Genomic DNA, 12270 nt, shown 5'->3' on the forward strand with positions numbered 1-12270 from the left:
GGAGGGCCGGGACATGCAAAAGAGCGTTGTCATCCTTGCCGCGGTTTCTATCGCGGGCGCAGCCCTTGCCGAAGGTGCGCTGACCCTGCCGGAAGAGGGCAGCATCAGTCGCGCAGACGGGCAGGCGGCGTTTGAACGCATCTACGAGGTGGTGACCCATCCCAGATGCGCCAATTGCCACGTGGGCGCGGAAAATATCCCGATGTGGTCCGGGCCAAGCTACGGTGAGGCGCGCCCGCATGGGATGCACATCAATGCCGGTGAAAGCCGGATCGGAGCGGAGTTCCTGCCCTGTCAGACCTGCCATGTGACCTCGGATGATTTTGACACCGCACCACACGCCGCGCCGCGCTTTGGTATTGCGTGGCAGCTGGCCCCGGTGGAGTTCGAGTGGTTCGGCAAATCCCGCGCCGAGATCTGTGCGCAGCTCAAAGACCCGGAGCGCAATGGCGGACGCGGCTGGCGTGAACTCGTTGAGCATCTGGAACATGACGCCAGCCTCAACGGGCCAGTGGCCTGGGGGTGGTCGCCGGGTGGAGACCGCGAACCCGCGCCCCGCACACTAGAAGAGCATGTCGAGGATATGGCGCTTTGGGGCGCTGCGGGTCAGCCCTGCCCGCAAGGGTAAAGGACGCGCATAAGGTGTGATGCAATGAGACTATCTCACATCAGTCTGACCGCGCGCGATGCAGCGGCGCTGGGCGGGTTTTATGCTGAGGTGTTTGGCTATAGGGAGCGCCGCCCCGCCAAGAGGCTGTCCGGTGCATCTGTATCGCGCGGCAATGGGTTGAAGGACGCTGATATCTATTCGATCTGGTTGGCCCTGCCTGATGATTCGGGGCCGTTTCTTGAGATCCTAGAATACACCCAAACCCTGAACAGAGGCAGACCTGAGGTGAACGCGCCGGGATTTGGTCACTTGGCGTTTGTGGTGAATGACCTCAACCGGGTGCTTCGGGACGTGCTGCGCTGTGGTGGGGCAATGCAAGGCGAGGTCACCAACTTTGGCAGTGCAGAGGCCCCGGTTCTGATCGTCTATGTTCGCGACCCCGAAGGTAATCTGCTGGAGTTGGAAAGCAATCACAGGCCGTAGGGCACTGGTGATCTGATCATCTCGTGCAGGGAAGAGCGTGACGCCTTCGTGGCTATGCTTTCCTATGGACCGGTTCTGAAAAAGCGCGCGCAGAATATGTGCTGCATCCAATGCAAGCTCTTTTGCTCCGGGGTGCCACCAAACGGCACAGCAAGGGGCTGGCATGGGAATTTTGCCCCCTTGCTGCCAGTCTGGGTGTTCGCGTTTGCGCAAGCTTTGCGATTGGCTCTGAGGTGACGTTGCGGAAGAAGATAATATGTAAGCAAATCGGGGTGTTGGGATGAAATTTATTCCCGAGAACGCCGCGTGCAGGCTTGTCAAACTCCGGGTGTTCGCCAACACTGCCGCTACCGGGCTGGCGGCGAAAACGCCGAACAGTTCCAACAAATCGAGAAAAGACTAGGGGAGGTCCTATGAAGACCACTACTGTATTGACACTGACGTCGCTTCTCTTGGCGTCAGCAGCGCCCTTGAGCGCGGAAACCCTGCGCTGGGCGCGCTCTGGCGATGCGCTGACGCTGGACCCGCACGCCCAGAACGAAGGGCCGACACATACCATTCGCCACCAGATGTATGAACCACTCATCATCCGCGATGTGACCGGTGCGTTCGAACCTGCACTGGCGACTGAGTGGGCGCCCAAAGAGGGTGATCCGAACGTCTGGGTGTTCAAGCTGCGCGAAGGTGTGAAATTCCACGGCGGAGAAGACTTCACCGCAGAGGATGTGGTGTTCTCTTTCAACCGTGCCAAGCAAGAAAACTCCGACATGAAGGAGCTCATTGGCTCCATCACCGAGGTGCGCGCGGTTGACGATCTGACCGTCGAGATTGTCACCGATGGGCCGAACCCGATCCTGCCGTCGAACCTCACCAACCTGTTCATCATGGACAAGGGCTGGAGCGAGGCCAACAACACCGTGAACGTGCAGGATTTTGAGGGTGGCGAGATCACCTATGCCACCACGCATGCGAACGGCACCGGCCCCTATGTGCTGCAAAGCCGCGAGCCGGACGTCAAAACAGTGATGACGCTCAATGAAAACTACTGGGGCAAGGACCAATTCCCGCTGGACGTGACAGAGATCGTCTATACCCCGATCCAGAACCCCGCGACCCGTGTGGCGGCGCTTCTGTCGGGTGAGATTGATTTCCTGCAGGACATGCCGGTACAGGATCTTGACCGCGTCAACGGCGCTGATGGTCTGATGGTGCGTCAGGCCCCGCAGAACCGGGTGATCTTCTTTGGTCTCAACGTCGGCGCCGAGGATATCGAAGCCGACAACGTAGACGGGAAGAACCCGCTTGCGGATGTCCGCGTGCGCAAGGCGATGTCGATGGCGATCAACCGCGATGCGATCCAGAAGGTCGTGATGCGCGGCCAATCCCAGCCTGCGGGTATGATCGCACCGCCGTTCGTTAACGGCTGGACCGAAGAGATGGACGCGGAATCCAAAACCGACATCGAAGGCGCCAAGGCGCTGATGGCTGAGGCGGGTTACGGCGATGGTTTCTCCATCCGTCTGGACTGCCCCAACGACCGCTATGTCAACGACGAGCCGATCTGTCAGGCTGCCGTGGGCATGCTGGGCCAGATCGGCATCAAGGTGAACCTCGACGCCAAGCCCAAGGCGCAGCACTTCCCGCTGATCACCGACAGCAAGACTGACTTCTACATGCTGGGTTGGGGTGTTCCGACCTATGATTCTGAGTATGTGTTCAACTTCCTTGTGCACGGTCGTGAAGGCGATATCGGCACATGGAACAACACCGGTTTTGACAATGACGAGCTGGATGCGAAGATCAAATCGCTGGCCTCGAACACCGATCTGGATGCACGCAACAAGGATATCGCAGATATCTGGCGGGTGGTTCAGGATGAGCAGCTTTACATCCCGATCCACCATCAGGTGCTGAACTGGGGCATGTCCGAAAAGGTCGACATCGCGGTTGATCCCGAAGATCAGCCGAAGGTCAAATACTTCAAGATGAACTGATCTCTGTCGCAGCGGACCGGCGTGCCCGGTGTGCTGCATGACATGCCAAGGTCGCCGGGGCGCATATGCATCCCGGCGACACGCGCATTGACCGGAAAGGACTTCCCGATGCTCCGTCTCTTACGCACCGCTGCCTGCGCGGCAGCCATTTTCCCCGCAGCTCTTGTGCCCGCCGCTCAGGCCAAGGAATTTTCATGGGCGGTGACCACCGATCCGCAGACCATGGACCCGCATGCGGTCAACTCCACCCCCGTTTTGGGGTTCTTGAACAACGTCTATGAAGGTCTCGTGCGGCGCGGCAAGGACATGAGCATCGAGCCTGCGCTGGCCACCGGCTGGGAGCCAATCGGCGAGGGCGAAGGCTGGCGGTTTTTTCTGCGCGAGGGGGTGACGTTTCAGGACGGCAGCACCTTTGATGCAGAGGATGTTGTGTTCTCTTATGAGCGTGCATCCAGCCCGGAGTCAGACACGGCCAGCTGGTTCGCGCCGGTCTCGGATGTGGTGAGGGTCGATGACTACACCGTTGATTTCCTGACCCATTCTCCCAACCCGATCTTTCCCGACAGTATCGCCAACTGGATGATCATGGACAGCGGCTGGGCCGAGGCCAACGCCGCGACCCGCCCCGACAAGGAAAGCGGCAACTACGCCACCCTCAATGCCAATGGCACCGGCGCGTTTCGTGTGACAACCCGCGAGCCGGGCCTGCGCACGGTGTTGGAGCCTTTTGCGGATTGGTGGGGGCAACCCGAACACAACATTACCCGCGCGGAAATGACGCCGATCCAGAACCCGGCCACAGCGCTTGCGGCGCTGCTCTCGGGGGATGTGGATATGATCAACCCGGTGCCCATTCAGGACGTTCAGCGCCTGCAAGGCAACCCGGATGTGAAGGTCGTGCAGGGCATCGAGGCGCGTGTGATGATGCTGGGCTTTCCGCATCAGGCGGAGGCGTTGAAATATTCCGCCGAAACCGAGGGCAACCCGTTTGCCGATGCGCGCGTGCGCAAGGCCGTGGCCCATGCCATCAATGTGCCCGCGATCCTGCGCACCATCACGCGCGGCAATGCCGAGCCAGTGAACCAACTGGTGAGCAGCGCGATGCGGGGCTATTCCGAGGCACTCGCGGATGCGCCGGCGTACGATCCAGAGGCCGCCAAGGCACTGCTGGCCGAGGCAGGTTATCCGGATGGGTTCTCCTTTGGTCTGAAATGCTCCAACAATCGTTATCTCAATGACGAGGCGGTCTGTCAGGCGGTCACCGCAATGCTGGCGCAGGTGGGGCTGAAGGCAACGCTGGATGCGATGCCGGTGCAGAATTACTGGCCAGAGTTGCGGGCCGGAAATTACGATATGTACCTTCTGGGCTGGTCGCCGGGCACCTTTGATGCGGAACACCCGATCCGCTTCCTTGCGGCAACCCCCAATGAGGAAAAGAAGCTCGGTTCGTGGAACTTTGGCGGCTATTCCAACGCACGCGTGGATGCGCTGCTGCCCAAGATCCAGTCCGAGATCGACGAGCCGACCCGGCAGGGGATGCTCGATGAGGTGGCGCAGGTCTTGCAGGACGAGACCGCCTATGTGCCGCTTTATGTGCAACCGCTGGTCTGGGGCACCGGCAGCAACGTCACCCTGACCCAAAGGCCGGATAACTTCTTTATTCTGCGCTGGGTCTCCGTTAACTAACGCCGCTCATCAAGGCAGACGGGGGGTTCGGCCCCCTTCATCCACCCACAGGAGAGCACGGATATGCTCGCTTATATCATCCGGCGCGTGGCCCAATCCGCGCTGGTTCTTCTTATCGTCGGACTTGTGGCCTTTGCCATGTTCCGCTTTGTCGGTGACCCGATCGACAACATGCTGGGCCAGGAACGCACCGCCGACGACATTGAACGGCTGCGCGGACAACTTGGCCTCGATCAGCCCTTTGTGGTGCAATACTACCGGTTTCTCGAAAACGCCGTGCAGGGCAATTTCGGGGTCAGCTACCGGCAAGGGCGCCCGGTTATCGACATCCTGATGGAACGTGCGCCTGCGACACTGGAACTGGCGGCGGTCTCGGGCATCCTCGCGATCATATTCGGCATCGCGCTTGGGGTCTTTACCGCCATCAGGCGAAACGGGATCACGGCCAATCTCATTATGTCCGGCTCCCTCATAGGGGTGTCCTTGCCGACCTTCCTGATTGGTATCCTGCTGATTTATCTGTTTTCTGTGGAACTTGGGTGGTTGCCGAGTTTCGGGCGCGGCGAGGTGGTCGACCTCGGCGGCTGGAGCACGGGGTTTTTAACCGCAAGTGGCCTCAAGGCGCTGATCCTGCCGTCGATCACGCTGGGGCTTTATCAGATGACGCTCATCATGCGGCTGGTGCGCTCGGAAATGCTCGAGGTGCTGCGGCAGGATTATATCCGCTTTGCCCGCGCCCGTGGTCTGCGGGACCGCACCGTGCATTTCCGTCACGCGCTGAAGAACACCATGGTGCCGGTGATCACCGTAATCGGCCTGCAAGTGGGCGCGATCATCGCATTCGCCATCATCACCGAGACCGTGTTCCAGTGGCCCGGTGTCGGCCTGTTGTTCATCAACGCGATTCAGTTCGTCGATATCCCGGTGATGGCAGCCTATCTGATGCTGATTTCGGTGATGTTCGTCGGGATCAACCTGATCGTCGATATCCTCTATTTCTTTATCGATCCGCGTCTGCGCGTTGATCGCAAGGGAGGTCACTAATGTCCGAGACATCTACCCCCGCCCAGAAATCGCGCCTGCGCACCGCGCTGGAAAGCGATCTGTTCTATACCTTCAAACGCTCGCCCGTGGCGGTGGTCTCCACCGTGGTGGTTCTGGTTCTGGTGCTCTCGGCGGTCTTCGCGCCGCTGATTGCGCCGACCAACCCGTTTGATCCGGCCTCGCTCAACCTGATGAACGGCTTCACGCCGCCGATGTCGCCCAACGACTTCACCGGTGAGACGTTCTTTATGGGGACCGACGATCAGGGCCGCGATGTGTTCTCGACCATTCTTTATGGTATGCGGATTTCGCTGTTCGTTGGCGTCGCTGCCGTTCTATTCGCCATGGTGCTCGGGATCACGCTGGGCTTGTTGTCCGGCTACCTCGGCGGCTGGGTCGAGACGGTGATTATGCGGATTGCCGATGTGCAGCTGACCTTTCCGTCGATCCTGGTGGCAATGCTGATCTTTGGTGTCGCCAAGGGCATTGCCCCGGTGGAATACCGCGATCAGATGGCGATCTGGGTGCTGATCCTTGCGATTGGCCTGTCGGACTGGGTGCAGTTTGCCCGCGTGGTGCGTGGCGCGACCCTTGTTGAGAAAAACAAGGAATACGTCGAGGCCGCCCGGCTGATCGGACGACGCTCCGGTGCGATCATGTTGCGGCATATCCTGCCCAATGTGCTGTCGCCTGTCTTGGTCATCGCGACGATCTCGCTGGCGCTGGCGATCATTGCCGAGGCGACGCTGTCGTTCCTCGGGGTGGGCGCGCCGCCGACCCAGCCGTCTCTTGGTACACTCATTCGCATCGGGCAGGGCTTCCTGTTCTCTGGCGAATGGTGGATTCTTCTCTTCCCTGCGATCACGCTGTTGGGACTGGCGCTGAGCGTCAACCTGCTGGGCGACTGGCTGCGTGACGCCCTGAACCCGAGGCTTCGCTAATGGCTGACCCTGTTCTGTCCATCCGCAACCTTTGTGTGGAAATCCCAACCCGCCACGGCATCCTGAAACCGGTCGATGGCGTCTCTTATGACATTGCCAAGGGCGAGATCCTCGGCATCGTTGGCGAAAGCGGTGCGGGCAAGTCGATGGCGGGCAATGCCGTCATCGGCCTGCTCAATCCGCCGGCGCATGTCTCCTCTGGCGAGATCTGGCTCAATGGCAAACGCATCGACACCCTGAAGGGCGACGCGCTGCGCCGCTTGCGGGGCAAGGAAATCGGTATGGTCTTTCAGGATCCGCTGACCTCGCTCAATCCGCTGTTGCGGATCGGGGATCAGCTGGTGGAGACCATGCTGACCCATCTGCCGATCAGCAAATCCGAGGCCGAGAAACGCGCCGTGGCCGCGCTTGAGGAAGTCGGTATTCCCGGTGCCGCCAAACGTGTAAACAGCTACCCGCATGAGTTTTCAGGCGGTATGCGCCAGCGGGTGGTGATCGCGCTGGCGCTCTGTGCCGAACCGTCCTTGGTGATCGCGGATGAGCCGACAACCGCGCTTGATGTGTCGGTGCAGGCGCAGATTATCGCGCTGCTGAAACGGCTTTGTCGTGAGCGCGGCACAGCGGTGATGCTGATCACGCACGACATGGGCGTGATTGCCGAGGCCGCAGATCGTGTGGCGGTGATGTATGCCGGGCGGCTGGCCGAGCTTGGCCCGGTGCGCGATGTGATCACCGCGCCGGAGCACCCCTATACCCATGGCTTGATGGCCTCGACACCGCTGGCGTCGCGCGGGCAGAAACGTCTGCACCAGATCCCCGGCGCCATGCCGCGTCTGGATGCGGTCCCCGATGGCTGTGCCTTCAATCCGCGCTGCCCGCGCGTGGCCGACAAATGCCGACAGGCACCTGCGCCCAAGGTCGACGGTGCTGCCGCTGCCTGCTGGTTCCCGCTACAACATGAGGAGGCCTCCTGATGGCGCTTGTCTCCGTCAAGAACCTGAGCCGCGTGTTTGACGTCTCCAAACCCTGGCTGAACCGGGTGATCGAACGCGAACCCAAGGCCTTTCTGACCGCTGTGTCAGATGTGGATTTCGAGGTTGAACCGCAGACCACCTATGCGCTGGTGGGCGAATCCGGGTCCGGCAAATCCACCATTGGCCGCATGCTGGTGGGGCTGCTCAATCCCTCAGGCGGCAATGTGGAGATCGAAGGTGTCGATCTGGCGAACGAGACAGACGCCGCCAAGGTCGATGCGATCCGCTCTGACATCCAGATGATCTTTCAGGACCCCTATGCCTCGCTCAACCCGCGCTGGCGGGTGCGTGACATCATCGTTGAACCTGTGGCAGCGCGTGGTGGCAAGACCGATGGGCTGGCCGAACGCCTGCTGGAACAGGTGGGTCTCTCGGTGAAGGACGCGGGCAAGTTCCCGCATGAGTTCTCCGGCGGGCAACGGCAGCGGATCTGTATTGCCCGTGCGCTGGCGTCCGAGCCGCGTTTGATCGTCTGTGACGAGCCCACCTCGGCGCTGGATGTGTCGGTGCAGTCGCAGGTGCTGAACCTGATGAGCGACCTCAAGGATAACTTCGGCCTGACCTATGTGCTGATCACCCACGACCTGACGGTGGTGCAGCATATGGCGGACCGGATCGGAGTTCTTTATCTTGGCCGGCTGGTCGAAGAGGGCGCACCTGACGAGCTGTTTGAGCGCCCCAAACACCCCTACACGCAGATGCTGCTGGAGGCCGCGCCGCGTATGGATGGGTTCGGCCGCGAGGTGGCCCCGCCCGAGGGTGAAATCCCCGATCCGATCAACCCACCGCCCGGCTGCGCCTTTCACCCGCGCTGCCCACTGGCCGGTGACATCTGTCGACAAGAACGCCCCGAGATGCGCAGGATCGGCACTACCCGAGTCGCCTGTCACATGGCGGAGGGCTGACACAGACAACAGGAGCGCAGTGCCATGGCAGACCAGACATTCGGTATCATCGGAGGGACGGGCATGCTGGGCAGTGCGATCCTGCGTGCAGTTGTGCAGGCGCAGATGATCGCCGAGGAGCGGATCTGGGTGGCGTCGCGGTCCGGGCAGCTTGACGGGTTCTCGGGTCATTCGGGGCTGAGCATAACCACGGACACGGCAGCCCTGATTGCGGCCTCGGACGTGGTCCTGTTGTGCGTGCCACCTGCGGCGATGGGCACGCTGTCGCTGGACCTCAGAGACAAACTGGTGATCTCCGTCATGGCGGGGATCACGATTGACCGGATTTCCGAGATGACCGGGGCAACGCGGATCATTCGCGCCATGAGCAGCCCGGCGGCGGCAGAGCGGCTTGCCTATTCGCCCTGGGTTGCGACAGAGGCCACGTCGGATGCGGATCGCGCCTTTGCCACGGCGCTGTTTGAGGCCTGCGGCAGCACTGACCGGATCACGCAGGAGGCGCATCTGGACGTTTTTACTGCGATGACCGGGCCGGTGCCGGGGTTTGTCGCCTATTTTGCCGAGGTGATGGCGGATTACGCCGAGGCCAAGGGCCTGCCGCCCGAGGTCGCCGACAAGGCAGTACGGCAGCTGTTCCTCGGGGCTGGGCAGATGATGGCGACGGGCGCTGCCCGTCCCAGCGATCATGTGCAGGAGATGATCGACTATGCCGGTACCACGGCGGCGGGGCTGGAAGTGCTGCGGGCATCAGACATTGGCGCAGAACTTGCAAAAGGGCTGGACGCAGCGGTCGCCCGCTGTCGCACCATTGGCTAGCCCGACGTGTGGCGCGCCATGAACGCTGCGATTTCCGCCTGTGTCGGGGGCTGGCCAGAGAACATCTCCACGTAATGTGGTACGCGGTTCAGGCGCGCGACAGGGTCCTCTTCGACCTCCATCGAGAGATAGCCCACCTGCGTGTAGATGACCGTAAGGCTTCTGACATCGGCCTGTTCCCTGCTGTAGCCAAAGCGCAGGAACATGTCGTGCACGGCGGCGATGCGGGCGTTATCCGCCGCATCAAGCCGCGCCGCCAATGTGGCGTCATTGCGCGCCCAGTTGCGGATCGCCAGATCGAGGCGCGCATCAAACAGGGCCGGGTCCAGCCAGCAATCCATCAGGTTGAACAGGGCTGTGTTGACGGTCTGCGCCGTGGCCTCGCAGCGGGCCTGTATCTGGCCGGTGTTGCGGGCCTCCCAGGTCTCAACCATGGCGTCATGCAGCGCGCCGAGGTCCTTGAAATACCAGTAGAACCCGGTACGCGTCTGATCCACGGCGCGGGCCAGCGGCATGATTTTCACCGCGTCGATCCCACTTGAGACCAAGAGATCAAGCGCGGCATCGAGCCAGAGGTCGCGCGAGCCGCGCGGGCGAGGGGAGGCGGGTTTGGACATGCGGGCACTCTAAAACAATTGACACATGTGTCAATTGCGATGCAGGCTGACTTTACACTTGTGTCAAGTCACCCGATTCCATGAGGCAGCGCCATGTCACACGATCCGCTTTTGCAGCCCTTTCAGCTGAAGCATCTGACCCTTCGCAACCGTATCATGACCACCAGTCATGAACCGGCCTACCCGGAGGACGGCATGCCCAAGGCGCGTTACCGCGCCTATCATGCAGAGCGTGCAAAGGCCGGGGTGGCGCTGGCGATGACGGCGGGGTCTGCGGCGGTCTCCAAGGACAGCCCGCCGGTGTTCAACAACATTCTCGCCTACAAGGACGAGGTGGTGCCGTGGATCACCGACCTGACCGAAGGCTGCCACGAGCACGGCTGCGCGGTGATGATCCAGCTGACGCATCTGGGCCGGCGCACCACTTGGAACAAGGGCGACTGGCTGCCGTCGGTGTCGTCGTCACGGCACCGCGAACCGGCGCACCGGGCCTTTCCCAAGCTTGTCGAGGACTGGGATATCGAGCGCATCATTACGGATTTCGCCGATGCCGCCGAACGCATGAAGGCCGGGGGGATGGATGGGATCGAGTTGCAGGCCTATGGCCATCTGATCGACCAGTTCTGGTCGCCGCTGACCAATGATCTGAGCGGCCCCTATGGGGCGGATACTTTAGAGAACCGTTTGCGGTTTCCGATGGATGTGCTCTCCGCCATTCGCAAGCGGGTGGGGGATGAGTTCATCGTAGGTATGCGGTTCACTGCGGATGAGGTGCAAAAAGGCGGTATCACCACAGAGGAAGGGCTGGAAATCACCCGCATCCTGAGCGCAACGGGGCAGGTGGATTTTCTCAATGTGATCCGGGGGCGCATCCATACCGATCCGGCGATGACCGATGTGATCCCGGTGCAGGGGATGAAATCCGCGCCGCATCTGGATTTTGCAGGCCGCGTCAAACAGGAAACCGACCTGCCGGTGTTTCACGCCGCGCGTATCCCGGATGTCGCCACCGCGCGCCATGCGGTGCAGGCGGGGCTGTTGGATATGGTGGGCATGACGCGGGCGCATATGGCCGACCCGCATGTGGTGCGCAAAATCCGCGAGGGGCGCGAGGATGACATCCGCCCCTGTGTGGGGGCCACCTATTGTCTGGACCGGATCTATCAGGCGGGCGATGCGTTGTGCATTCACAACGCCGCCACCGGGCGTGAATTGACGATGCCGCATGAGATCACAGCCGCCGAGACCTCAAAGAAAGTGGTGATCGTCGGCGCAGGCCCGGCGGGGCTGGAGGCGGCGCGCGTCGCAGCCGAGCGCGGGCATAGGGTGGTGGTTTTTGAGGCCCAGCCCGACCCCGGCGGCCAGATCCGCCTGACCGCGCAATCCCCGCGCCGCCGCGAGATGATCTCCATCGTTGATTGGCGCATGGCGCAATGCGCGGCGCGGGATGTGCAGTTCCGCTTTAATACTTGGGCCGAGGGATCGGCGGTGCTGGCGGAGACCCCGGATGCGGTCATTATCGCCACCGGGGGGCTGCCCAATCTGGAGCTGTTCGAGACCGGGCGTGAGGCGGCGCATGTGGTCTCGGCCTGGGATTTGATCGCGGGGGATGTGAAACCGGCAGGCCGAGTGTTGATCTATGACGAAAGCGGCGACCACCCCGGCCTGCAGGCGGCAGAGGTGGCAGCAGAGGCGGGCGCCGAGGTTGAGGTGATGACCCCGGACCGCACCTTTGCGCCCGAGATCATGGCGATGAACCTCGTGCCTTATATGCGGTCCCTGCAAGATAAGAATGTGACCTTCACCGTGACCCGCCGCCTGCTAGGCGTGGCCAGAAAGGGCAACGAGCTGGTTGCCGCGATTGGCACGGATTACAGCGATTTCACCCACGATCAGACCTACGATCAGGTGGTGGTGAACTATGGCACCCTGCCTAATGATGACCTGTATCAGGAGTTGCGCCCCGCGAGCGTGAACCATGGCGAAGTCGACCATGAGGCGCTAATTGCCGGTCAATCACAGACGGTCAGCCGCAACCCAGATGGCGCGTTTCAACTGTTTCGGATCGGCGATGCGGTGTCGGCACGCAACACCCACGCGGCGATCTATGACGCATTGCGCCTGATGAAGGATATCTAAC

Annotated in this window: 11 protein-coding genes; 10 read left to right on the forward strand and 1 reads right to left on the reverse strand. The window is 61.5% G+C overall.

The window, feature by feature from the left end; genetic code table 11:
- The first annotated feature begins 13 nt into the window (after positions 1-13).
- From K529_RS19090 to K529_RS19130, 9 genes are all read left to right on the forward strand, one after another.
- Positions 14-628, forward strand: a complete 615-nt coding sequence (locus K529_RS19090) for a hypothetical protein (RefSeq protein ID WP_046002538.1) — start codon at positions 14-16, stop codon at positions 626-628.
- Positions 629-652: 24 nt separating this feature from the next.
- Positions 653-1093 (forward strand): VOC family protein, encoded by a 441-nt coding sequence (locus K529_RS19095; RefSeq protein WP_005656985.1) that lies wholly within the window; start codon positions 653-655, stop codon positions 1091-1093.
- Positions 1094-1506: 413 nt separating this feature from the next.
- Entirely contained in the window at positions 1507-3087 is a 1581-nt protein-coding gene (locus tag K529_RS19100) for an ABC transporter substrate-binding protein (RefSeq protein ID WP_005656984.1), read from the forward strand.
- A gap of 108 nt (positions 3088-3195) precedes the next feature.
- The gene (locus tag K529_RS19105; protein WP_046002537.1) at positions 3196-4773 is read left to right on the forward strand and encodes an ABC transporter substrate-binding protein; all 1578 of its coding nucleotides are present in this window, start codon (positions 3196-3198) and stop codon (positions 4771-4773) included.
- Between the two features lie 63 nt (positions 4774-4836).
- A complete protein-coding gene (locus tag K529_RS19110; RefSeq protein WP_005655666.1) occupies positions 4837-5817 on the forward strand; it encodes an ABC transporter permease in 981 nt (326 codons plus the stop codon).
- A complete protein-coding gene (locus tag K529_RS19115; protein WP_005655663.1) occupies positions 5817-6758 on the forward strand; it encodes an ABC transporter permease in 942 nt (313 codons plus the stop codon). Before K529_RS19110 ends, K529_RS19115 begins: the two co-directional genes overlap by 1 nt.
- Positions 6758-7732 (forward strand): ABC transporter ATP-binding protein, encoded by a 975-nt coding sequence (locus K529_RS19120; protein WP_046002536.1) that lies wholly within the window; start codon positions 6758-6760, stop codon positions 7730-7732. Before K529_RS19115 ends, K529_RS19120 begins: the two co-directional genes overlap by 1 nt.
- Positions 7732-8697, forward strand: coding sequence for an ABC transporter ATP-binding protein (locus K529_RS19125; RefSeq protein ID WP_046002535.1), 966 nt, complete (start codon positions 7732-7734; stop codon positions 8695-8697). Before K529_RS19120 ends, K529_RS19125 begins: the two co-directional genes overlap by 1 nt.
- A 24-nt stretch (positions 8698-8721) precedes the next feature.
- Positions 8722-9513, forward strand: a complete 792-nt coding sequence (locus K529_RS19130; RefSeq protein ID WP_046002534.1) for a pyrroline-5-carboxylate reductase family protein — start codon at positions 8722-8724, stop codon at positions 9511-9513.
- Here K529_RS19130 and K529_RS19135 read toward each other — a convergent pair.
- Positions 9510-10130 (reverse strand): TetR/AcrR family transcriptional regulator, encoded by a 621-nt coding sequence (locus tag K529_RS19135; protein ID WP_046002533.1) that lies wholly within the window; start codon positions 10128-10130, stop codon positions 9510-9512. The genes K529_RS19130 and K529_RS19135 overlap by 4 nt on opposite strands.
- 93 nt (positions 10131-10223) lie before the next feature.
- Here K529_RS19135 and K529_RS19140 point away from each other — a divergent pair, with 93 nt between their 5' ends.
- Complete coding sequence (locus K529_RS19140; protein ID WP_046002532.1) at positions 10224-12269, forward strand: NADH:flavin oxidoreductase; 2046 nt, start codon at positions 10224-10226, stop codon at positions 12267-12269.
- The last annotated feature ends 1 nt before the right edge of the window (position 12270 follow it).

Source organism: Tritonibacter mobilis F1926 (assembly GCF_000376545.2).
Taxonomy (GTDB): Bacteria; Pseudomonadota; Alphaproteobacteria; order Rhodobacterales; family Rhodobacteraceae; genus Epibacterium; species Epibacterium mobile.